General features: G+C 70.9%; 22 protein-coding genes. 21 read left to right on the top strand and 1 reads right to left on the bottom strand.

The features are described from left to right. Window positions 1-50: 50 nt before the first annotated feature. The gene (locus tag EDF21_RS02985; RefSeq protein ID WP_123570225.1) at window positions 51-911 is read left to right on the top strand and encodes a hypothetical protein; all 861 of its coding nucleotides are present in this window, start codon (window positions 51-53) and stop codon (window positions 909-911) included. Here the strand turns inward: EDF21_RS02985 and EDF21_RS02980 are convergent. Further along, window positions 908-1,924 (bottom strand): asparaginase, encoded by a 1,017-nt coding sequence (locus EDF21_RS02980; protein WP_123570799.1) that lies wholly within the window; start codon window positions 1,922-1,924, stop codon window positions 908-910. The genes EDF21_RS02985 and EDF21_RS02980 overlap by 4 nt on opposite strands. Before the next feature lie 69 nt (window positions 1,925-1,993). Between EDF21_RS02980 and EDF21_RS02975 the strand changes: the two genes are divergently transcribed. The 20 genes from EDF21_RS02975 to rbfA all read left to right on the top strand — a co-directional run bounded on the left by EDF21_RS02975 (window position 1,994) and on the right by rbfA (window position 23,242). Then, window positions 1,994-2,485, top strand: coding sequence for an OsmC family protein (locus EDF21_RS02975; RefSeq protein ID WP_056045857.1), 492 nt, complete (start codon window positions 1,994-1,996; stop codon window positions 2,483-2,485). Between the two features lie 74 nt (window positions 2,486-2,559). Further along, window positions 2,560-3,120 (top strand): FKBP-type peptidyl-prolyl cis-trans isomerase, encoded by a 561-nt coding sequence (locus tag EDF21_RS02970; protein WP_056045854.1) that lies wholly within the window; start codon window positions 2,560-2,562, stop codon window positions 3,118-3,120. A 36-nt stretch (window positions 3,121-3,156) separates the two neighbouring features. Continuing rightward, a complete protein-coding gene (locus EDF21_RS02965) occupies window positions 3,157-4,170 on the top strand; it encodes an FKBP-type peptidyl-prolyl cis-trans isomerase (protein ID WP_123570224.1) in 1,014 nt (337 codons plus the stop codon). Between the two features lie 74 nt (window positions 4,171-4,244). Then, window positions 4,245-5,321: a 1-deoxy-D-xylulose-5-phosphate reductoisomerase gene (dxr, locus tag EDF21_RS02960; RefSeq protein ID WP_123570223.1), complete on the top strand. Its 1,077-nt coding sequence runs from the start codon at window positions 4,245-4,247 to the stop codon at window positions 5,319-5,321. A gap of 84 nt (window positions 5,322-5,405) precedes the next feature. Next, complete coding sequence (locus EDF21_RS02955; RefSeq protein ID WP_199736192.1) at window positions 5,406-6,737, top strand: RIP metalloprotease; 1,332 nt, start codon at window positions 5,406-5,408, stop codon at window positions 6,735-6,737. Window positions 6,738-6,817: 80 nt separating this feature from the next. After that, window positions 6,818-7,966 carry a flavodoxin-dependent (E)-4-hydroxy-3-methylbut-2-enyl-diphosphate synthase gene (gene ispG, locus EDF21_RS02950; RefSeq protein WP_171007237.1) on the top strand — a complete coding sequence of 383 codons (1,149 nt, stop codon included), beginning with the start codon at window positions 6,818-6,820 and terminating at the stop codon, window positions 7,964-7,966. A 230-nt stretch (window positions 7,967-8,196) separates the two neighbouring features. Beyond that, on the top strand, window positions 8,197-9,120 hold the full coding sequence (locus EDF21_RS02945) for a MetQ/NlpA family ABC transporter substrate-binding protein (RefSeq protein ID WP_056045848.1): 924 nt from the start codon (window positions 8,197-8,199) through the stop codon (window positions 9,118-9,120). 81 nt (window positions 9,121-9,201) lie between these two features. Continuing rightward, a complete protein-coding gene (locus EDF21_RS02940) occupies window positions 9,202-10,263 on the top strand; it encodes a methionine ABC transporter ATP-binding protein (protein WP_056045846.1) in 1,062 nt (353 codons plus the stop codon). Beyond that, window positions 10,263-10,922, top strand: a complete 660-nt coding sequence (locus tag EDF21_RS02935) for a methionine ABC transporter permease (protein ID WP_056045843.1) — start codon at window positions 10,263-10,265, stop codon at window positions 10,920-10,922. Before EDF21_RS02940 ends, EDF21_RS02935 begins: the two co-directional genes overlap by 1 nt. 55 nt (window positions 10,923-10,977) lie before the next feature. After that, complete coding sequence (locus EDF21_RS02930) at window positions 10,978-12,009, top strand: MoxR family ATPase (protein WP_082460258.1); 1,032 nt, start codon at window positions 10,978-10,980, stop codon at window positions 12,007-12,009. 5 nt (window positions 12,010-12,014) lie between these two features. Further along, entirely contained in the window at window positions 12,015-12,902 is an 888-nt protein-coding gene (locus tag EDF21_RS02925; RefSeq protein ID WP_056045840.1) for a DUF58 domain-containing protein, read from the top strand. After that, window positions 12,889-13,371, top strand: coding sequence for a hypothetical protein (locus EDF21_RS02920; RefSeq protein WP_123570222.1), 483 nt, complete (start codon window positions 12,889-12,891; stop codon window positions 13,369-13,371). Before EDF21_RS02925 ends, EDF21_RS02920 begins: the two co-directional genes overlap by 14 nt. Continuing rightward, window positions 13,362-14,360 (top strand): VWA domain-containing protein, encoded by a 999-nt coding sequence (locus EDF21_RS02915; protein ID WP_123570221.1) that lies wholly within the window; start codon window positions 13,362-13,364, stop codon window positions 14,358-14,360. Before EDF21_RS02920 ends, EDF21_RS02915 begins: the two co-directional genes overlap by 10 nt. Continuing rightward, window positions 14,357-15,451 carry a VWA domain-containing protein gene (locus EDF21_RS02910; RefSeq protein WP_233568337.1) on the top strand — a complete coding sequence of 365 codons (1,095 nt, stop codon included), beginning with the start codon at window positions 14,357-14,359 and terminating at the stop codon, window positions 15,449-15,451. The genes EDF21_RS02915 and EDF21_RS02910 overlap by 4 nt, the downstream gene beginning before the upstream one ends. Beyond that, window positions 15,448-16,284, top strand: a complete 837-nt coding sequence (locus EDF21_RS02905; protein WP_056045829.1) for a hypothetical protein — start codon at window positions 15,448-15,450, stop codon at window positions 16,282-16,284. The genes EDF21_RS02910 and EDF21_RS02905 overlap by 4 nt, the downstream gene beginning before the upstream one ends. 26 nt (window positions 16,285-16,310) lie before the next feature. After that, window positions 16,311-18,071, top strand: coding sequence for a proline--tRNA ligase (locus tag EDF21_RS02900; protein ID WP_123570220.1), 1,761 nt, complete (start codon window positions 16,311-16,313; stop codon window positions 18,069-18,071). Window positions 18,072-18,234: 163 nt separating this feature from the next. Next, window positions 18,235-19,224 (top strand): transcription termination factor NusA, encoded by a 990-nt coding sequence (nusA, locus tag EDF21_RS02895; RefSeq protein ID WP_056045823.1) that lies wholly within the window; start codon window positions 18,235-18,237, stop codon window positions 19,222-19,224. Window positions 19,225-19,228: 4 nt separating this feature from the next. Then, window positions 19,229-19,720, top strand: a complete 492-nt coding sequence (locus tag EDF21_RS02890; RefSeq protein WP_369794377.1) for a YlxR family protein — start codon at window positions 19,229-19,231, stop codon at window positions 19,718-19,720. Window positions 19,721-19,808: 88 nt separating this feature from the next. After that, window positions 19,809-22,601 carry a translation initiation factor IF-2 gene (gene infB / locus EDF21_RS02885; protein WP_056045821.1) on the top strand — a complete coding sequence of 931 codons (2,793 nt, stop codon included), beginning with the start codon at window positions 19,809-19,811 and terminating at the stop codon, window positions 22,599-22,601. A gap of 101 nt (window positions 22,602-22,702) precedes the next feature. Next, entirely contained in the window at window positions 22,703-23,242 is a 540-nt protein-coding gene (gene rbfA / locus EDF21_RS02880) for a 30S ribosome-binding factor RbfA (protein ID WP_123570219.1), read from the top strand. Window positions 23,243-23,252 lie beyond the last annotated feature (10 nt).

Here is a 23,252-nt window from a genome sequence, read left to right as displayed (position 1 = left end):
ACCCGACCACCCGGTACCCGCCGCGGCAGGTGCTCCGCTCCACTGGAGTCATGAACTCCTCGACCACCGCGGCGTCACCGGTCCTGCCGTCCCGCGTCCGGCTGCCGTCCGGGCCGGCCAGACCCCGCCCGACGGCGACGCCCGTGGCGGCGATGTCGACGGGTGCCGTCGTGTCCGCGTGCGGTGCTCTCGTCCCGTGGACCGCGCCGCCTGCCGTCCTCGGGCTCTCGCTCGCGACGGCTCTCGCGGTCCTCGTCGGCTGGGCCGTCGACCGTGTCGTCGGGGCGACGCTCACGGCACGGCGCGAACGGTCGAGGTTCCTGGCCGCCCTCGACGACGTCGACGAGGTCGTCGCGCGCCTCCGGGCGGTGCGGTCGCGTGAGCTGGCCGACTGGTACCCGACGGCCGATCGGCTCGACGAGTGCGACGTCGCACGTCGTCCGACCCGGGTGCTGGTGCTCGGGGTGGGTCGCGCCTCCAGCGGGCTCCTCCTCGAGGGGCGTCCCGAGGACGACCTCGAGCCGGGCGACCCGGTCGCCGAACGTCTGGCACGCCTCCGGGCCGAGGCGGCCACCCTCGACGAGGCTCCGCTGTGCGTGCCCCTCTCGTCGGTCGTCAGGGTCGTCGGTCCACCCGTGGTGGCCGAGGCCGTGGCGTCGGGCCTCCGCCGTCAGCTCCGGGCCGCAGGGGCATCGTCGGTCGACGCGGCCGCGGCGATCGACTGCGTGGTGGTCCGGGCGCCGACCTCGGGCGGGGCCCGGCCCGAGGCCGAGCCACCCCCGGTCGACACCGTCGTCGTGATCGGTCAGGACGGAGGGGCCACGGTCACCCTCAAGGACGGCCGGCCGTGCCGACAGAGCCTGCGGGTCGCCTTCGTGTCGGTGCTCGACGACGTCGCGCGGTGCGCCTAGCGGTCGACCCCGCTGCCCAGGCGGATGCGGCCCACCAGGCCGTCACCGCCGGTGACCTTCTCGAGCGTGCGCTCGACGACGCGAGCGGCGGCGGCGGCGTCGACGGCCCCCTCGTCGACCAGGAGGCGCAGCGCGACCAGGGTGCCGGCCCTCACGTTCCCGTCGAGCACCTTCACGGCCACCGCGACGCCGTCGGTCGTGCCCATCACCATGACGCCCTCGGCGCCGAGCTTGGCCAGCACGCCCAGCTCGTCGATCGTCACCGTGTTGGCTCGACCGGGACCGTCGATCGCCCAGGCGTCGCCCAGGACGGCCTCGACGAGATGCGCGGCGTGGCCGTCGCGTCCCGACCCGGTCGCGCCGACCGACCCGGTGATGCGCGCGATCGCCCGGGCCAGGCCGACCACGGTGGTCGCGATCACCGGGGCACCGCAGCCGTCGACGCCGGAGTGGTCAGCGGCCTCGCCGGTGAACTCGGCGACCGTCTCGCGCACCGCGGCCTGCAGGGGGTGGTCGGTGGCGACGTAGCGGGACGGGTCCCAGTCGTTCTCGGCACAGGCAAGGAGGAACGCGGCGTGCTTGCCCGAGCAGTTCATCGCGAGCCGGCGCGGCGCGGTGGCCTCGCGGGCGCTGGCCCGGTCACCGGGCCAGTCCGGCGGGCAGAGGAGGTCGTCCTCGGTGCTGCCCGACCGGCCGAGCAACGCCTCGACCACCTCGAGGTGGGCCGGCGTGCCCGCGTGGCTCGCCGTGGCCAGCACGGCCTGGGAACCGTCGAGGGAGACCCCCGACCGCAGCACCGTGAGCGCTTGCAACGGCTTGAGGCACGAGCGCGGGTAGATGGTCGCGTCGGCGTCCCCGATCCGACGCAGTTCGCGTCCGTCGGCGTCCACGACGACACCGGCTCCAAGGTGACGGCTCTCGTCCCAACCCGAGCGCTCGAGCACGGCCAGCTCGACGCTGGCCGAGGCGGTCAGGGGGTGACGGGAGGGCGCGGCGGGGCGGGGGTCGGTCATGATGGGGAGTGTACCGAGGCCCGCCACGCGACCACGTCGCACGGACGAGGGGCCCGAGAGGGAGGCAGCATGCTCGACCACGACTACGCCGTCGACGTCCGTTGGACGGGCGACCGGGGCGAGGGCACGACCTCGTACCGTTCGTACGGCCGCGACGCCACGATCGTCGCCACCGGCAAGCAGCACGACGTCCTGGCGTCGGCCGACCGCACCTTCCACGGTGACGCGGACCGCTGGAACCCCGAGGAGCTGCTGCTCGCCGCACTGGCGCAGTGCCACCTGCTCAGCTACCTGCACGTCGCCGCGGCCGCCGGGGTGGTCGTGGTCGCGTACGAGGACGCCGCCGTGGGACGGATGACCCAGACGCACGACGGGGGTGGTCGCTTCACCTCGGTGACCCTGCGGCCCCGGGTGACCGTCGCCGACGACGACATGGTCGAGCGCGCCCTCGAGCTGCACGCCGAGGCGAGCCGCAAGTGCTTCATCGCCGCGTCGGTCGCCTTCCCGGTCGGTCACGAGCCCACCGTCGTGGCGGTGTCCAGAGAAGCCGACCCGGCGTGAGGCAGAATGGCACGGCACCTCCGCCGCGCCGAGTCCCACGGCACGACCCCCGTCACCCCGACCGAGAGATCCCCATGCGCCGTTCCCTCGCCCTCCTGGCCGTCCCCGCCCTCCTCCTGTCGCTCGCGGCCTGTGCCGGTGACGCCGGCGGGTCCTCCGATGCGGCGACGCCGAGCAGTTCGTCGCAGGCGACCTCCGACGTCCCGCTGCGCGCCTCCGGCGAGCCCCAGGCCCCGCAGGACGGGTTCCCGACGGTCGAGCTCGACGCCGACGGCCGCCCGACGGTGACCGTCCCCGACGCGGACGCTCCGACCGAACTCGGTGTCGAGACCCTGATCAAGGGCGACGGAGCCACGGTCCAGGCCGGTGACACCGTCACCGTCCAGTACCAGGGCGTCATCTGGAACACGGGCGAGATCTTCGACGAGAGCTGGTCGCGCGGTGCACCGGCCACCTTCTCGACCGACCAGGTCATCACCGGCTTCGCGGACGGCATGGTCGGGCAGACCGTCGGATCGCAGACCGTCGTCGTCATCCCGCCGGCCGACGGTTACGGCGAGGCCGGCGCCCCGCAGGCCGGCATCTCGGGCACCGACACGCTCGTCTTCGTCATCGACATCCTCGCCGTCTCCTAGTCGACCGTCGCCGCCGACCCCCGACACGATTCCCCGATGATCCGCACCGCGCCTCCTCGTCCGTCCGCCCGTGTCCGCCGAGGACGGTTCGCCGCCGTGGCGGCCGTTCCGCTCGTCGTCCTCGTGCTGAGCGGATGCACGGGGGGTTCCACCTCACCGTCGACGACGGCGAGCGGCGCGGCGGGCGACTGCAAGGCGCCGACGTCGGGGGCGCTGTCCGACGGCGTCGACGTCACGGGCGAGGTCGAGAGCAAGCCCGAGGTCGTCTTCGACACCCCGCTCGAGGTCTCGTCGACCCAGCGCACCACCCTGGTCGAGGGCAGCGGCGAGGTCGCCGGGCAGGGCGCGGTGGCCAACGTCCGCATCGCGGTCTACGACGCGACCACCGGGGCCGAGGTCACCTCGGCCGGTTTCGACGAGGGTCAGCAGCCCACGCAGCTCACGGTGAGCACCGACTACTACGTGCCGGGCATCGTCGACGCCATCGCCTGCGTGCCCTCGGGCAGTCGCACGGTGACCGTCGCCTCGGCGGCCGACATGACGACCGCGACCGCGGGGGAGCAGGCGGCCGCACCCACGCCCGTGGTCATCGTCGCGGACGTCGTCTCGATCGTGCCGACCAAGGCGACGGGTGAGGCCCAGCCCCCGAAGGACGGTTTCCCGACGGTCGAGCTCGCCGACGACGGTCGGCCCACCGTGACGATCCCGCCCGGCACCGAACCGCCGTCCGACCTGCAGATCGAGGTCCTGAAGAAGGGCGACGGCCCCGTCGTCCCCGACCCCGCGAACGTCACCGTCCAGTACCAGGGCGTGAACTGGACCACCGGCGAGGTCTTCGACCAGAGTTGGGGCAAGGGCACGCCGACACCGTTCTCGACCGACCAGGTCGTGCCCGGGTTCGCCAAGGCCATGATCGGTCAGACGGTCGGCTCGCAGGTCGTGGTGATCATCCCGCCCGCCGAGGGCTACGGCGAGGCCGGTCAACCGTCGGCCGGCATCGGGGGCACCGACACGCTCGTCTTCGTCATCGACATCCTCTCCGTCGCCTAGCCCCCGGTCCGCCCGACCACGGCTCGCCTCGCGGCGGTGGGCGGCCCCGACGACGCTCGCCCTAGGCTGATCCCATGCGTCGCATCACGATCCTCGGCTCCACCGGTTCGATCGGGGTCCAGGCCCTCGACGTCGTCCGGGCCCATCCCGACCTCTTCGAGGTCGTCGGCCTCTCCGCCGGTTCCGACCGTGAGGGCGTGGCCGCGCAGGCCGCCGAGTTCGGGGTCGAGCACACGGCGCTCGGCACCGACGAGTCGGTGCAACTCGTCCGCGACGTCCGGGCCGACGTCGTCCTGAACGGCATCACGGGCTCGGTCGGCCTCGCGCCGACCCTCGCCGCCCTCGACTCGGGGGCGTCGCTCGCCCTGGCCAACAAGGAGAGCCTGATCGTCGGAGGCGACCTCGTGACGAAGCGCGCCGCCCCCGGCCAGATCGTGCCGGTCGACTCCGAGCACTCGGCGATCGCGCAGGCGCTGCGGTCGGGCTCCGACCGCGAGGTGCGTCGGCTCGTCCTGACGGCGTCGGGTGGGCCGTTCCGCGGTCGCACACGGGAATCGCTGGCCGACGTCACCCCGCGCGAGGCGCTCGCGCACCCCACCTGGGACATGGGCCTGGTGGTGACGACGAACTCGTCGACCCTCGTCAACAAGGGGCTCGAGGTGATCGAGGCGCACCTGCTCTTCGACGTCGACTACGACCACATCGACGTCACGGTGCACCCGCAGTCGATCGTCCACTCGATGGTCGAGTTCGTCGACGGCTCGACCATCGCCCAGGCCTCGCCTCCCGACATGCGCCTCCCGATCTCGCTCGGGCTCGCCTGGCCGGACCGCGTCGCGGGCGTGGGGGTCCCGCTCGACTGGACCCGCGCCTCCACCTGGACGTTCGAGCCCCTCGACGAACAGGCCTTCCCGGCCGTGCGACTCGCCAAGCAGGTCGGGCGCGCGGGGGGGACGTACCCGGCCGTCTTCAACGCGGCCAACGAGCAGGCCGTCCTGGCGTTCCACGCGGGACGCGTCGGGTACCTCGACATCCTCGACGTGGTCGAGGCCGTCGTCGACCGGCACACCGCGGGCGAGAGCAGCCTCGAGGGCGTGCTCGAGGCCGAACGCTGGGCCCGTGCCGAGGCGGACGCGCTGCTGGCCCGCTGAGCCCGCCGCCCCAGTTCGGGGCTCCCAGCGTCGTCATGGCCCCGGCGCGGTGGACGTCCGGGCACGGGCGGCTACCCTTGCCCGGTGCAGACGATCCTCCTCTTCGTGCTCGGCGTCCTGGTCATGGTCGTCGGGCTGGCCGTGTCGATCGCCCTGCACGAGGTGGGCCACCTCGTGCCGGCGAAGAAGTTCGGCGTGAAGGTCGGCCAGTACATGATCGGCTTCGGGCCGACCGTCTTCTCGCGCAAGAAGGGCGAGACCGAGTACGGCGTCAAGGCCCTGCCGCTCGGCGGCTACATCTCGATGTCGGGCATGTTCCCCCCGGGAAGGACCGGGGGAGGCGCGCGCCAGTCGAGCACCGGCTTCTTCAACACCCTCGTGCAGGACGCCCGTACGGCCAGCGCCGAGACCGTCGACGAGGGCGACGAGTCGCGCACCTTCTACCGTCTGCCCGTGTACAAGCGCGTCATCATCATGCTCGGCGGCCCGTTCATGAACCTGCTCATCGCGATCGCCCTGTTCGCGGTGCTGCTCTGCGGCTTCGGCGTCCAGCAGGCGAGCACGACGGTCGGCAGCGTCAGCACCTGCGTCCTGCCCGCCGGCTCCACCGAGACGAGCTGCCCCTCGGACGCGCCCGAGGCCCCGGCCTACGCCGCGGGCATGCTGAACGGCGACCGCATCGTGTCGATCGACGGGACGACCGTGACCGACGGCGACCAGATCACGGGCATCCTGCAGCGTTCTCCCGGCGACACCCTCGACGTCGTGGTCGACCGCGACGGCACGGAGCGCACGCTCCAGGTGACTCCGGCCCTGTCCGAGCGCTACGTGACGACGTCGAGCGGGGCCGTGGCGACGAACCCCGACGGCAGCTCCCAGACGCAGGAGGTCGGTTTCGTCGGCATCGGGTTCGCCTACGAGAAGGTGCGCGAGCCCGTGACGGCCGTGCTGCCGGCGGTCGGCGACAACATCTCGCACGTCGTCGGTGTCATCGTCACCCTGCCGCAGCGACTGGTCGGGGTGGCCCAGGCCGCCTTCGGCGGGGCCGAGCGCGACCCGAACGGACCGGTCAGCGTCGTCGGCGTCGGTCGCATGGCGGGCGAGATCGCCAGCCTCGACACGATCCCGGTGGTCGACCGAATCAGCACCCTCGTCGGGCTGCTCGCGAGCCTCAACGTCGCCCTCTTCGTGTTCAACCTGGTGCCGCTGATGCCGCTCGACGGCGGTCACGTGGCCGGGGCCCTGATCGAGGCGATCCGCCGCGGCTTCGCCAAGCTCCTCCGCCGGCCCGACCCGGGCCCGGTCGACACGGCCAAGGCCATCCCCGTGACCTTCGCCATCGTGATCCTGCTCGGCGGCATGACCGTCCTGCTCACCTACGCCGACATCGTGAACCCGATCGACATCTTCGGCTGACGTCCGGTCGCGAGCGACCCGTGACGCACCGGTCACGCGTCCGTCACTCGGCGTCCAGCGCCGAGGTTTACGATGACTCCGTGCCAGCAGTCAATCTCGGAATGCCGAAGGTCCCCGAAGTCCTCGCCCCGCGCCGCAAGACGCGGCAGATCAAGGTCGGCAAGGTGCTCGTGGGTGGCGACGCCCCCGTCAGCGTGCAGTCGATGACCACGACTCCGACCCCCAACATCAACGCCACCCTGCAGCAGATCGCCGAGCTCACGGCCAGCGGCTGCGACATCGTGCGCGTCGCCGTGCCGAGCCGTGACGACGCCGAGGCCCTTCCGATCATCGCGAAGAAGAGCCAGATCCCGGTCATCGCCGACATCCACTTCCAGCCCAACTACGTCTACCAGGCGATCGACGCCGGGTGCGCGGCGGTCCGGGTCAACCCCGGCAACATCCGCAAGTTCGACGACCAGGTCGGCAAGATCGCCGCCGCGGCGAAGGCCGCCGGCGTCTCGATCCGCATCGGCGTCAACGCCGGCTCGCTCGAGCCCAGCATCCTGCAGAAGTACGGCAAGGCCACCCCCGAGGCGCTCGTCGAGTCCGCCGTGTGGGAGGCCTCGCTCTTCGAGGAGCACGACTTCCACGACTTCAAGATCTCGGTCAAGCACAACGACCCGATCGTCATGGTCAAGGCGTACCGCCAGCTCGCCGAACGCGGCGACTGGCCCCTGCACCTCGGCGTGACCGAGGCCGGGCCCGAGTTCCAGGGCACGATCAAGTCGGCCACGGCCTTCGGCATCCTGCTGAGCGAGGGCATCGGCGACACCATCCGCGTCAGCCTCAGTGCCCCGCCCGCCCAAGAGGTTAAGGTCGGCCTGCAGATCCTGCAGTCGCTCAACCTGCGCGAGCGCAAGCTCGAGATCGTCAGCTGCCCGAGCTGCGGTCGCGCCCAGGTCGACGTCTACAAGCTGGCCAACGACGTCACCGACGGGCTCGAGGGCATGACCGTCCCGCTGCGCGTCGCCGTCATGGGTTGTGTCGTCAACGGTCCTGGCGAGGCCCGAGAGGCCGACCTCGGCGTCGCCTCGGGCAACGGCAAGGGTCAGATCTTCGTCAAGGGCGAGGTCATCAAGACCGTTCCCGAGTCCGAGATCGTCCAGACCCTCATCGACGAGGCGAACCGTCTCGCCGCCGAGATGCCCCCCGGCGAGCTGGGCTCGCCCGAGGTCGTCACCGTCTGATCGGGTCCACCCCGGGGGCGACGCGACCCCCGTCAGGAGGCGCGGTGCGAGATCTCTCGCACCGCGCCTCCTTCGTGTGGTCGCGTCCGCGGCCGGGCCGACGGGGCCGTGTGTCGTCGTGTGACGCCCCGATGTGACGCGCCCCGGGGCGTCCGCCAGCATGGACGACGCACCGTGACGGCCCCGGCCCACCCCCGAGCGGTGCTCCCGCAGCGCCCCGAGAGGAACCCATGACCAGCAGCGCCCCCCTGATCGACGCCCCCAAGAAGGGCCCCGGTCGTCTGATCGCCGTCATCGTCGCGGTCGTCGTCGTGCTCGCCGCCGTCGGCATCGCGATCGGAGTCACCCGTGGCGGTGGCGACGACGAGACCGTCCGCATCGGCGTCGTGGGCGCGAGCGACCCGTACTGGGCCGACTTCGTGCAGGCCGCGGCCGACGAGGGCATCACGGTCGACCTCGTGGACTACTCGGACTACGAGCAGCCCAACCCCGCCCTCGCCGACGGCGAGATCGACCTGAACCAGTTCCAGCACATCGTCTACCTCGCGCAGTACGACGTGGCATCCGGCAACGACATCGTGCCGATCGGTTCGACGGCGATCTACCCCCTGCCCCTGTACTCGTCGAAGTACACCGAGCTGAGCGACTTCCAGGAGGGTGACACCATCGCGATCCCCGACGACTCGAGCAACCTGGCCCGCGCCCTGCTCGTCCTGCAGTCGAACGGGCTGGTCTCGCTGAAGGACGGCGGGACGATCTTCTCGGGCGTCAACGACGTCGACGAGTCGAAGTCGAAGGTGAAGGTCGCGACGGTGAGCGCCGACCTCGCCGCCACGTCACTGCCCGACTACGCCGGTGCGATCATCAACAACGACTTCGCGACGAAGGCCGGTCTGTCGACCGACGACGTCATCGCCCAGGACGACCCCAACGACCCCTCGTCGGTGCCCTACGCCAACGTCTTCGCCGCCCGGGCGGAAGACAAGGACGACGCCACCTACCAGAAGCTCGTCCAGATCTACCAGGACACCAAGGCCGTCACCGACGGCGTCGTCGACAACTCGGGTGGCACGGCGATCATCACGAAGATCCCCGCGAGCGACCTCGAGAAGTCGCTGACCGAGACCGAGAAGCTCGTCGAACAGAACGGCTGACCCACCAGGTCGCCACCCCGGCCCGGACCGCGCGCAGCATCCGCTCGCGGTCCGGGCCTCCGCCCGTGCCGAGGAGAACGCGTGCCCGCCATCACCCTGACCGACGTCGTCAAGACGTACCCGCCCCGTGAGAAGGGCGCCGCACCGCTGACCGCGGTCGACGGCGTCAGCCTCGAGATCGCCGAGGGCGAGATCTTCGGCATCATCGGCTACTCGGGCGCGGGGAAGAGCACCCTCGTCCGCCTCGTCAACGCCCTCGAGCCCACGACGAGCGGGAGCATCCGCGTCGACGGCCGCGAGATCACCGGCCTCCGTGAGCGCGAACTGCGCTCGGTCCGGGCCGGCATCGGCATGATCTTCCAGCAGTTCAACCTGTTCTCGTCGAAGACGGTCTGGGGCAACGTCGAGTTCCCGCTCAAGGCGGCGGGGGTACCCAGGGACGAGCACCAGCGGCGGATCAGCGACCTGCTGCACTTCGTCGGCCTCGGCGACAAGGCCCACGCGCGGCCGGACCAGCTCTCGGGTGGTCAGAAGCAGCGCGTCGGCATCGCCCGCGCGCTCGCGACGAATCCCCGCATCCTGCTCGCCGACGAGGCGACGAGCGCCCTCGACCCCGAGACGACCAGCGAGGTGCTCGCCCTGCTCAAACGCGTCAACGCCGAGCTCGGCATCACCATCGTCGTGATCACCCACGAGATGGACGTCATCAAGTCGATCGCCGACCGGGTGGCCGTGATGGACTCCGGCCGCGTCGTCGAGACAGGCCCCACCTTCGAGGTGTTCTCCGACCCGAAGCAGGCGTCGACCAAACGGTTCGTCTCGACGGTCATCGCGGGCACGCCGCACGGTGACGAACTCGATGCGCTGCGGGCCCGCCACCCCGGCGTCCTGGTGTCGGTGCGCATCGCCGAGGGTGGCGTCGACCAGCGCGACGTCTTCGCGCTGCTCGCGCGTCACGGCCTGTCGTTCGAGATCGTCTTCGGCGGCGTGAACGACATCCAGGGACGCACGTTCGGCACCCTGACCCTCGCCGTGACCGGCGACGACGCGGCCGTCCGAGCGGCCGTCGCCGAGCTGGGCGACGACGCGACCGAACTGCCCACCTCGCCGACGACGTCGGTCCGACCCACGGAAGGACGCTGATGGACTCCCTGATCGAACTGCAGCCGATGCTGTGGCAGGCGGCCGTCGAGACCGTCTACATCGTCGCCCTGACCCTCCTCTTCGGCGGCATCGGCGGACTCCTGCTCGGCTTGGCGCTCTACCTGACGCGGGGCGGAGCCCTCTTCGCGAACCGCGTCGTCTACGGCGTGCTGAACGTGGTCGTCAACGTGTTCCGACCGATCCCGTTCATCATCTTCCTGGCCGCGGCCCAGCCGTTGGCGAGGTTCGTCATCGGGTCGGGCAGCGGCAACCCGGCCATCATCTTCACCCTGTCGCTCGCCGCGTCGTTCGCCATCTCGCGCATCGTGGAACAGAACCTGCTCACCGTGCAGCCGGGCGTCATCGAGGCCGCACGGGCGGCGGGGGCCGGCCCGGCCCGCATCATCGGGACGGTGCTGCTGCCGGAGGCGCTCGGACCGCTCGTCCTCGGCTACACGTTCATCTTCGTCGCGCTGGTCGACATGTCGGCGGTGGCCGGCTACATCGGCGGCGGCGGGCTCGGCAACTTCGCCCTGCTCTACGGCTACCGGCAGTTCGACCCGGTCGTGACCTGGGCCGCGGTGCTGCTGATCATCGTGCTGGTGCAGCTCGTCCAGTTCCTGGGCAACTGGCTGGCGAGGCGCGCGCTCCGGCGATGAGGCGCGGTGCCCGGGGGCACGGGAGCTGTCGGGGGACTGGTTTACAGTGGGGCGCGTGACCGACACCGCCACCGCCAGCCCGACCCCGCCGCCGGCTCCGGCCCCCGTGACGCCCGCCGAGCTCGAGCGGGCTCGGCAGATCGTCGGGGCGGTGTCGCAGGCGTTCGGCCGCAAGGTCGTGGGTCAGACCGCACTCCGCGACACCCTGCTCGTCGCCCTGATCACCGGCGGGCACGTCCTGCTCGAGAGCGTCCCGGGGTTGGCCAAGACGACCGCGGCACAGACCATCGCTCAGTCGATCGACGCGAGCTTCCGGCGCATCCAGTGCACGCCCGACCTCCTGCCGAGCGACATCACGGGCACCCAGATCTACGACGCCCAGAAATCGACCTTCGTCACCCAGCTCGGGCCGGTCCACTCGAACTTCGTCCTGCTCGACGAGATCAACCGGTCGAGCGCCAAGACCCAGAGCGCCATGCTCGAGGCGATGCAAGAGCGACAGACGACCATCGGGGGCACGGTCTACCGACTGCCGTCGCCCTTCCTCGTCCTGGCCACCCAGAACCCGATCGAGCAAGAGGGCACCTACCAACTGCCCGAGGCGCAGCTCGACCGCTTCCTGTTGAAAGAGATCCTCGACTACCCGACCCCCGCCGAGGAGGCCGAGATCATCCGGCGCATCGAGAGCGGCGTCTACGACGAGGCCGCCGCACCGTCCACGGGCGTCGGCCTGGCCGACGTCGTCTACCTGCAAGACCTGGCCAAGCGCGTCTACGTCGACGCGTCGATCGTCAACTACATCGTGCAGCTCATCTACGTCACGCGGCACCCGCAGCAGTACATCCCGGCGACCCTTGCCGACTACGTCGAGTTCGGGGCCAGCCCCCGGGCCAGCATCGCCTTCATGCAGGCGGCCCGTGCCCTCGCCCTGCTGCACGGGCGCGACTACGTCATCCCCGAAGACGTCAAGCACCTGCGCCACTCCGTGCTGCGACACCGCATGATCCTCAACTACGAGGCCACGGCCGACGAGGTCGCGCCCGAGACGATCATCGACGCCGTGTTCGGCGCCGTCCAGACCCCCTGACGCCGGTGGCCAGCCTGTTGCTGCGCGTCAGGACGAAGATGGGGCTGTTCGCCCACCGACGCACGATCGACCTGCTCGAGGGCGGCTACGCCTCGGTGCACCACGGGCGCAGCCACGACTTCGACGACCTCCGGGCCTACGTCCCGGGCGACGAGGTGAAAGACATCGACTGGAAGGCCACGGCCCGTCACGGCGAGCCCCTGGTCAAGCGGTACATCGCGAGCCGCCGGCAGAACCTCGTCCTCGTGATGGACACCGGTCGCAACATGGCCGCGACGGCCACGAGCGGCGAATCGAAGAAAGACATCGCCCTGATGGCGGCCGGCGCCCTCGCCTACATCGCCGCCAAGCACGGTGACGTCGTGTCACTGGTGGCGGGCGATTCGTCGGGTACCCGCGCGCACCCGGCGGGCGCGACCGAAGCCCACCTCGAGACCCTCCTGCGGCAGGTCGACCGACGCGTCGACCTCGACGCCCCGACGAGCGACCTCGCGGCCGTGCTCGAGTGGGTCGCGCGGGGCATCCGGCGGCGCTCCATGCTGCTCGTGATCACCGACGACGTCGCGATCGACGATCGCATCACCCGGTTGCTCCGGCGTCTGCGCGCGCAGCACGAGGTCGTCTGGCTGACGATCGGCGACGCCGACCTGATGACGCGCGCGGGTCGGGCGGGCGAGGTCTTCGACGTCCGCGAGATGGCCGGACTGCCGGCGTACCTGCGCGAGAACGCGCAGCTCCGTCGAGAGTTCGACGACTCCTCCCTGCGGCGCGTCGGCGACACCGAGCGCGAGCTCCTGGCCCTCGGCATCAGCAGCCAACGGCTCGGCAGCCAGGCCGAGGTCGTTCCCGGGCTGTTCACCCTGATCGAGAAGCACCGTCGTGTCGGGCGCTGACGACTTCTTCGGGCCCTACCAGTACCCGCTCTGGGTGCTCTGGCTGGTGCTCGGCCTGGTCGGGCTGGCACTCGTGGCCGCCTGGTACGTCTTCGTGATCCGTTTCTCGGCCCGCCGCCTCCCTCCGGCCCAGCGGGCGGCCCGCGCGGCCTCCCGACCGGTCGCCCTCGCCGACACCAAGGCGAAGTACCTCGCCCTGATCGACGAGGTCGAGACGGCCGCCTCCTCGGGGCGGCTGAACGACCGTGGCGTGCACTCCCGGCTCAGCCTGCTCCTGCGGTTCTTCGCGCACGAGACGAACGGGGTCGACACCCACGTGATGACCCTCGCCGACCTCCGCGAGTCGAACCTGCCCCGGCTCGTCGGTGCGGTCGAGCAGTACTACCCGCCGGCCTTCCGGCTCGAAGCGCCCGGCGACCCGGCCCGTGCCGTCGCCACCGCGAGGGACCTGGTGTCGTCATGGGGCTGATCTTCTGGTGGGTCCCGTTGGTCGCACTGGCGGTCGTGGCGGTCGCGGCATGGCTCTACGTGCGGTGGAGGCGCCGCGACAGAGCGCGCCTCCGTCGCCTCGGCGTCCCGGTCGCGCACGGCGAGCGGCTGACCGCGCTGCCCGCGTACCAGCGCGTCGTCCGGCGCTACCGTGCCGCGCTCGCGGTCGTCCTCGTCGCCATGGTGGCGCTGACCGGCATCAGCGTCCTGCTCGCGGCCCGCGTCTCGAGCACCGACGTCGTCGAGCCCCAGTCGTACAAGCGCGACATCATGCTCTGCCTCGACGTGTCGGGTTCGATGACCGAGGTCGACTCGCAGATCGTCGACACCTTCTCGACCCTCTCGCAGGGGCTCGACGGCGAACGCGTCGGGCTGTACCTCTTCGACAGCTCGGCCGTGCAGGCGTTCCCGCTCACCGACGACTACGACTTCGTGCGCACGCAACTCGAGCAGTACCGCGACTCGTTCGACACCATGGGCGAGAACGGGACCCGCTACTGGACGGGCACCGACCTCGGTGACGGTGCGTCGCTGATCGGCGACGGTCTGGCGTCGTGCGTCCTCGGGTTCGGCGACGACGACAGCACGCGGCCCAAGTCGGTCGTGCTCGCCACCGACAACTACGTCAACGGCAAGGCCCTGCTCACGCTCACCGAGGCTGCCGACCTGGCGACCGAGCGCGACGTCCGCGTGTACGCGGTGAACCCCGCCGACCACGCCACGGACGCCGTGGCCGACCAGGTCGCCGCCGAACTGCGCACCGCGGCCGAGTCGACCGACGGTGGCTACTACGCCCTCGACGACTCGACGACGGTGCCGCAGATCGTCGACGAGATCGACGCCCGCGAGGCGGGGCTGTTCACCGGTGCCCGACGGCTCGTGGTGACCGACCACCCGCAGGCCCTCGCGATCGCGGCCCTGCTCGTCGCGATGGGCGGGCTCGTGATGCTCTGGCGGGTGCGCCTGTGATCGCCCGGGCGCTGGTCTTCCAGCCCGTCCTGCCCTGGTCGCTCCTCGCCGTATCCGCCGTCGCCCTGCTCGGCTTCACGGGCTGGCGCGTGGTGGCCGAGCGGCGTCGTCGGCGGGCCCTGCTCACCTGGGGGCGGCGGCTGGTGATCGTCGCGTTGCTGCTCGTCGTCGCCGTGCGGCCGAGCCTCCCGGGCGGGTCGGCGCAGGCGTCGGTCGCCCAGCTCAACGTCTTCTTCGTGGTCGACACGACGTCGAGCATCGCGGCGGAGGACTGGGGCGACGGTCGGCGTCGACTCGACGGGGTGCGGGCCGACATCGCCGAGGTCACCTCGCAGCTGGCGGGAGCCCGGTTCTCGCTGCTGTCCTTCGACAGCACCGCCGTCCTGCGGACGCCGCTGACCGACGACGCCTCCGCCGTGGTCGCCGCCGCCGACGCCATGAACCAAGAGGTCACCTACTACTCGAGCGGCAGTTCCGTCAGCGAGGCGAACGACCTGCTGGCCGAGCGGCTGTCCGAGGCCCGGCAGAGTGCGCCCGAACGGGCCAACGTCGTCTACTACCTCGGCGACGGCGAGCAGACCAGCGGCACCGAGCCCGAGAGCTTCGCGGCATCCGCCGGCGACGTCGACGGCGGTGCCGTCTTCGGCTACGGCACCGAGCGGGGAGGCAAGATGCGCATCTTCGACGGCTACGGCGACGAGTACTCGACGAAGGAGTACATCCAGGACCGCACACAGCCCGGCGATCCCGATGCCGTCTCGACGATCGACGAGGACGCCCTGCGGCGCATCGCCGATCAGCTCGGCGTGCCGTACGTGCACCGCACGGCCGACACATCCGTCGACGCTGCGGTCGCGGACGCTCGCGACGGTGCCGTCGCCTCCGACGAGGGACGGGCCGACAGCCTGATCGACCTCTACTGGATCGCCGCGATCCCTCTGTTCGTCCTGCTGCTCCTCGACGTCGCACTCGTGGCGAGGGCACTGGGCGAGGTCCGTCCACCACGGCCCGTCCGCGCCGGACGCGGTCGAGGGCGCGGTGCGCCGTCGGGACCCGACGCCTCACGACCCGAGAGGCGAGTCCGCCCGTGACCGACACCCTCGTCCCCCCGCCCGTCGACGAGATCCGCCGCGCCCACGAGGCCGAGGCCGGGCCCGACGTCGAGCAGTACCGGAGACGCCTCCGGCGTCGGCTGCTGCTCTGGTCGGCCCCGGTCGTGCTCGTGGTGCTGCTCGTGGCCCTGAAGCTGCTCAGCCTGCCCGCCTTCGCCGCCCTGACGCAGTGGTCGTACGGCGACAGGGAGTTCGAGCGCAGCGCCTCCTGGTCCGAACCCCTCGGCGTCGCCAACGTGGTCGAGCCCTGGGTGCACCACTTCGACCGGGGGACCGCCTACGCCCAGATCGGCGTGCTCGACGTCGCGCGTCAGGAGTTCGTCACGGCACTCGACCTCGCCCCCGACGACGCCACGATCTCGTGCGTCATCCGGGTCAACCTGGTGCTCACGATCGAGGCCCAGGGCGATGCCGCCCTGCTCGAACTGCGCTACGCCGACGCCGAGGCGCTGTACGAACTCGGGGCGAAGACCGTCGACGAGGCTCCCGAGGGGTGCTTCCAGCCGCCGGAGGACCCCCGGCAGCCCGACACCTCCCAGCCGCTCGACGACGCCCAGCAGCGCCTCGACGAGAAGGGGCAGCAGGCCCAGGGGGGCGAGGGCGACGAGCAGCAGCCCGGAGGGGACGACGGCAGCGATCCCGGCGCCGGGGGAGACGAGCCCGGCGAGGGCGAGGGGCAGGCCGAGTCCGACGACCCGCTCGACCAGCTGCAGCAGCAGGGCGAACAGAGCCAGCAGCAGCAACAGCAGGACACCGACCGCGACCGCTACTACGAGCAGAACCCGGGTGACTACGACGGCAAGCCGTGGTGACCCGGGCACGCCCCTAAGCTGGACGGGTGTCCACACGTCTCTCCCAGCTCTTCGTCCGCACCCTCCGAGAAGACCCCTCCGACGCCGAGGTGACCAGCCACCGGCTGCTCGTCCGTGCCGGGTACATCCGCCGTCAGGCACCGGGGGTCTTCGCCTGGCTGCCGCTCGGCCTGCGCGTCAAGGCGAAGATCGAGGCGGTCATCCGTGACGAGATGCAGGCCGCCGGCGCCCAAGAGGTGCACTTCCCCGCCTTGCTGCCTCGCGAGCCCTACGAGGCCACCGGGCGGTGGACCGAGTACGGCGACGGCATGTTCCGCCTCAAGGACAGGAAGGACGCCGACTACCTCCTGGCCCCCACGCACGAGGAAGCTTTCACCCTCTTGGTGAAGGACCTCTACTCGTCCTACAAGGACCTCCCGCTGACCCTGTTCCAGATCCAGGACAAGTACCGCGACGAGGCTCGACCCCGGGCCGGCCTGCTGCGCGGCCGCGAGTTCACCATGAAGGACGCCTACTCGTTCGACGCGTCCGACGCCGGCCTGGACGACAGCTACCAGAAGCAGCGCGACGCCTACGAGCGCATCTTCACGCGGCTCGGCCTCGAGTACGTCATCGTCAAGGCGGATGCCGGGGCCATGGGTGGTTCGCGCAGCGAGGAGTTCCTGCACCCCACCACCATCGGCGAGGACACCTTCGTCCGCTCGGCGGGCGGCTACACCGCCAACGTCGAGGCCTTCACGACGATCGTCCCCGACACGGTCCCGCTCGAGGGCCTGGCCCCCTCCCGACGCCTGGCCCCGGCCGACACGCCGACCATCGACTCGCTGGTCGCCCAGCTCAACGCCGACGAGTCCCGCGACTCCGGGCCCTGGACGGCCGCCGACACGCTCAAGAACGTCGTCGTCGCACTCAGCCACCTCGACGGACGCCGTGAGCTCGTCGTGGTCGGCCTGCCGGGTGACCGTGAGGTCGACATGAAGCGGCTCGAGGTCGCCTTCGCCCCGGCCGAGGTCGAGGCCGCCGGCGACGCCGACTTCGCGAAGAACCCCGTGCTGGTCCGCGGCTACCTCGGCCCCCAGGTGCTCGGCGGCGAGTCCGACTCGGGCATCCGCTACTTCGTCGACCCGCGCGTGGTCGAGGGCTCGGCCTGGGTCACCGGGGCGAACGAGAAGGGCGTGCACGTCGCCGACCTCGTCATGGGCCGCGACTTCACCGCGGACGGCACCATCGAGGCCGCGCAGGTCCGCGAGGGCGACCCCGCGCCCGACGGTTCCGGCCCCATCGAGACCGCCCGCGGCATGGAGATCGGTCACGTCTTCCAGCTCGGCCGCAAGTACGCCGAGGCGCTCGGCCTCAAGGTGCTCGACGAGAACGGCAAGCAGGTCACGGTCACGATGGGCTCGTACGGCATCGGCGTCACGCGCATCCTCGCGGTGATCGCCGAGGCGAACAACGACGCCAAGGGTCTGATCTGGCCGGCCAACGTCGCCCCCTTCGACATCCACGTCGTGGCCACGGGCAAGGACCCCGTGGTCTACGAGGTCGCCGAGAAACTCACCGCCGACCTCGAGGCCCACCGTCTCGACGTCCTCTACGACGACCGACCCAAGGTCTCGCCCGGCGTCAAGTTCGGCGACGCCGAACTCCTCGGCGTGCCGCAGATCGTCGTCGTCGGCCGTTCGGCCGGCGAGGGCGTCGTCGAGCTCTGGGACCGCCGCACGGGCGAGCGCACGCCGGTCCCCGTGGCCGAGGCCGTCGCGACCCTGACGGCCCCGCGAGCGTCCTGAGCGTCGGCACCGCGCCTCCTCGTCCCGGTCGTGACGACCCCGAGGAGGCGCGGTGCCGGGCTCGCGGACGGTCCGCCGTCCACCCCGCTCTCGGGTACCGTAGGGGGATGCTGCGCGCGCCATCGTGCGTGCAGCCTGCAGATCTGAATAGTGGAGGCCCTCAGTGGACATCGACCTGAGCGTGCTGCGTCTCATGGAGCGCGAGCGTGAAATCCCCTTCGACGAACTCGTGCGCATCATCGAGCAGGCCATCCTCACGGCCTACCTCAAGCACACGAACCAGCCCGAGAGCCGCATCCCGGTCGCTCGCGTCGAACTCGACCGCAAGACCGGGCACGTCTCGGTCTTCGCCATCGAACGCGACGACGAGGGCGAGGTCGTGGGCGAGTCCGTCGACAGCCCCAGCGACTTCGGCCGCATCGCGGCCTTCGCGGCCAAGCAGGTCATCAACCAGCGCCTGCGCGACATCGGCGACGACAAGGTGCTCGGCCAGTTCAAGGGCCGTGAGGGCGACATCGTCGCGGGCGTGATCCAGCAGGGGCCCAACCCCCGCATGATCCACGTCGACCTCGGCACCGTCGAGGCGATCCTCCCGCCCGAGGAGCAGGTGCCGGGTGAGAAGTACGCGCACGGCTCGCGCATCCGCGTGTACGTCACGGGCGTCAGCAAGGGCACCAAGGGGCCGCAGATCACGGTCTCGCGCACCCACCCGTCGCTCGTGCGCAAGCTCTTCGCCCTCGAGGTGCCCGAGATCGCCAGCGGCGTCGTCGAGATCGTCTCCCTGGCCCGCGAGGCCGGCCACCGCACCAAGATGGCCGTTCGTGCGACCGAGCCCGGCGTCAACGCCAAGGGTGCCTGCATCGGCGAGATGGGGCAGCGCGTCCGCGCCGTCACCACCGAGCTCAACGACGAGAAGATCGACATCGTCGACTACTCGAGCGACCTCCCCACCTTCGTCGCCAGCGCCCTGTCGCCGGCCAAGGTGTCGTCGGCCTTCGTGATCGACGCCTCCACCAAGGCCGTCCGGGCCCTCGTCCCCGACTACCAGCTGTCGCTCGCCATCGGCAAGGAGGGCCAGAACGCCCGCCTCGCCGCGAAGCTCACGGGCGCGCGGATCGACATCCAGCCCGACAGCATCCTCGAAGACGACTGAGTGGATGTCGATCCGCGCGCCGGGTCGACGACGCGCCAGCGTCGGCGGCCCGGTCACGGGAATGACCCATCCAGCCCGACAGCATCCTCGAAGACGACTGATCGCCCCGACGAGAACCCGGGTGGTCGAGGGCGACCGGCGCACCACGCCGTTCGCCCTCGGCGTCTCCCGTCCGACGACCCGAGGGGGTAAGGTGGAACCCGTCAGAACGTGCATCGGTACTCGAGCGCGCGCTCCACGATCCGCACTCGTGCGGGTCGTCGCCCGAAACGGACGTCTCGTGGTCGATCCGACCGCGACCCTTCCCGGGCGGGGTGCGTGGTTGACGCCGTCGATCGACGCGTTCGAGTCGGCAGTGAAGCGCAAGGCCTTCCGCCGTGCACTCCGCCTCGACTCCGAACCCGACGTCGACGAGCTCCGCGCCCACCTCACGCGGATCACCACTTCACGACCCATCGCCACGACAGAACAGGCTGAACGGCACATGGACAACTAATGAGCAACCACTAATGAGCGGCTCGAAATGAGACCCGTCCAGAACTAAGGCTCTTCCCGTCTCGGGAAGGGCCCGAGACAGGAGAACTGTGGCTAAACCACGCGTACACGAGATCGCCAGCGAGCTGGGGATCGACAGCAAGACCGCACTAGAGAAGCTCAAAGAGATGGGCGAGTTCGTCAAGGGACCGTCCTCCAGCGTCGAGCCTCCCGTCGCCCGCAAGCTGCGCCAGGCCTTCGCCGGTGCTGCGAAGCCCGCGACCCCCGCCGCCAAGGCCCCCTCGGCCGGTGCCGCCGCGCAGCCCGCGAGCTCGGCCCCCAAGCCCGGCGGTCCCCGTCCGGCAGCCCCCAAGCCTCCCGTCGCCGAGCCGACGCCCGCCCCCGTGGCGGCTGCCGAGCCCGACGTCGACGCGGCACCCGCACCCGTCGCCCCGCTGACGGTCGCCGAGCGCCAGGCCCAGGCCGAGGCACAGCGTGCCGCAGCAGCCGCCGCAGCCAAGGACGACGCGGCAGCTCCGGCCGACGACGCCGCCAAGCCCGGCGCCGCGGGTCCCAAGCCCGGCGGCCCGCGCCCCGGTGCCCCTCGTCCCGGCAACAACCCCTTCGCCAGCAACCAGGGCATGGGGCGCCCCAGTGCTCCTCGTCCCGGCGGCTCCGGTGCGGCCAGCAGCATGCCCCGTCCCGGCGGCGCCGCGGGCCCGCGCCCGCAGGCACCCCGTCCCGGTGCTCCTCGTCCGGGCGCTCCGCGTCCCGGCGTCGGTGCCGGCCCCCGTCCCAACGGCTTCGGTCAGCGTCCCGCCGGTGGCGGCGCGGGTCGTCCCGGCGGTGCCGGCGGTGGCTTCCAGCGTCCCGGCGCCGGTGCCCCCGGCGCGGCCGGCGGCTTCCGTCCCGGCTTCAGCGGACCCCGTCCCTCCGGTGGTGGCGGTCGAGGCCGCGGCCCCGGTGGCGGAACCGCCGGTGCGTTCGGTCGTGGTGGCGGCAAGAGCAAGGCACGCAAGTCGAAGCGGACGAAGAGGGCCGAGTTCGAGATGCGGTCGGCCCCGTCGCTGGGTGGCGTCAGCGTCCCCCGCGGCGACGGCAACACGATCGTCCGTCTGCGTCGTGGTGCGTCCATCAGCGACTTCGCCGACAAGATCGACGCGAGCCCCGGCAACCTGGTGACCGTCCTGTTCCACCTCGGTGAGATGGCGACGGCGACCGAGTCGCTCGACGAGGCCACCTTCCAGGTGCTCGGCGAAGAGCTGGGCTACAACATCCAGGTCGTCTCGCCCGAGGACGAAGACAAAGAGCTGCTCGAGGGCTTCGACATCGACCTCGAGCAAGAGCTCGAGGACGAGGACGAGTCCGTCCTGCAGATCCGCCCCCCGGTCGTCACGGTCATGGGCCACGTCGACCACGGAAAGACGCGTCTGCTCGACGCGATCCGCAACGCCAACGTGGTCGCCGGCGAGGCCGGTGGCATCACGCAGCACATCGGCGCCTACCAGGTGTGGGCTCCGCACGAGGGCGTCGAGCGCGCCATCACCTTCATCGACACCCCCGGTCACGAGGCGTTCACCGCCATGCGTGCCCGTGGTGCCCAGGTGACCGACATCGCGATCCTCGTGGTCGCGGCGGACGACGGCATCATGCCGCAGACCGTCGAGGCGTTGAACCACGCCCAGGCGGCCGGCGTGCCGATCGTCGTCGCGGTCAACAAGATCGACAAAGAGGGCGCGAACCCGGCGAAGGTGCGTCAGCAGCTCACCGAATACGGCCTCGTCGCCGAGGAGTACGGCGGAGACGTCATGTTCGTCGACGTGTCGGCCCGTGACAACAAGAACATCGACGCCCTCCTCGAGGCCGTCCTGCTCACGGCCGACGCCGGTCTCGACCTGCGCGCCAACCCCGACAAGGACGCCCGTGGTGTCGCCATCGAGGCCCGTCTCGACAAGGGTCGCGGTGCCGTCGCGACGGTCCTGATCCAGTCGGGCACGCTGCGCGTCGGTGACGCCATCGTCGCCGGTACGGCCTACGGCCGCGTCCGCGCCATGGTCGACGAGAACGGCGACTCGGTCGACGAGGCCTACCCGAGCCGGCCCGTGCTGGTCCAGGGTCTGTCGAGCGTTCCCCGGGCCGGTGACACCTTCCTCGTCACCGAGGAGGACCGCACCGCCCGTCAGATCGCCGAGAAGCGCGAAGCCGTCGAACGCAACGCCTCGCTGGCCAAGGCCCGCAAGCGCATCTCGCTCGAGGACTTCACCCGTGCTCTCGAAGAGGGCAAGGTCGAAGCCCTCAACATCATCATCAAGGGTGACGTGTCCGGTGCCGTCGAGGCGCTGGAAGAATCGTTGCTCAAGATCGAGGTGGACGACAGCGTGCAGCTGCGCATCATCCACCGCGGTGTGGGTGCCGTCACCGAGAGTGACGTCAACCTCGCCACGGTCGACAACGCGGTCATCATCGGGTTCAACGTCCGTCCCGACACGAAGGCTCGTGAGCGTGCTGCTCGCGAGGGTGTCGACGTCCGGTTCTACTCGGTCATCTACGCGGCCCTCGAGGACATCGAGAACTCGCTCAAGGGCATGCTCAAGCCCGAGTTCGAGGAGAAGCAGTCCGGTGTCGCCGAGATCCGCGAGATCTTCCGCTCGTCGAAGGTCGGCAACATCGCCGGTGTCATCGTGCGCTCGGGAACGATCACCCGCAACGCTCGTGCCCGCGTGATCCGCGAGGGCGTCGTCGTCGGCGACAACCTGGCGATCGACTCGCTGCGTCGCTTCAAGGACGACGTCACCGAGGTGCGGACGGACTTCGAGGCCGGCATCGGTCTCGGCAAGTTCAACGACATCCAGATCGGCGACGAGATCGAGACCATCGAGATGGTCGAGAAGCCCCGGGGCTGACCCGGCGTCGTCGCAGTACACGAGGCCCCGCTCCGACTACGGTCGGGGCGGGGCCTCACCCCTCTCGCCACGGCGGCGAGCAGCACGAACAGGAGTGAACAATGGTTGACGCGCAACGCGCCCGCAAGATGGCCGACCGCATCCACGAGATCATCGCGCGGCGTCTCGAACGCGGCATCAAGGACCCTCGACTCGGGTTCGTGACGATCACCGACGTCAAGGTGACGGGAGACCTGCAGCACGCCTCGGTCTTCTACACGGTCTACGGCACCGACGACGAACGGCGCGACACGGGTGCCGCCCTCAAGTCGGCGACCGGCATGTTGCGCAGCGAGGTGGGCAAGAACATCACCGCGCGGCTCACCCCGAGCCTCGAGTTCATCCTCGACGCACTCCCCGAGAACGCGGCCTCGATCGATCGTCTGCTGCAAGAAGCTCGCCAGCGCGACCACGAGAGCCAGACCATGGCCTCGTCGGCCGAGTACGCCGGCGACGCCGACCCGTACGTCAAGCCCCGCGACCTGGACGCGGACGACGACCTCGACGCGGACGACGATCTCGACGACGACCTGGCGATGGACGACGAGCTCGAGGCACCCGCCGCAGGCGAATCGACCGAGCCCGACGGCTCGACCCGCTAGCCAGAGCACC

The sequence above is a fragment of the Frigoribacterium sp. PhB118 genome (genome assembly GCF_003751725.1).
Taxonomy (GTDB): domain Bacteria; phylum Actinomycetota; class Actinomycetes; order Actinomycetales; family Microbacteriaceae; genus Frigoribacterium.
The sequence above is the reverse complement of the archived record's forward strand: the minus strand, read 5'-3'. Positions and strand labels throughout refer to the sequence as shown.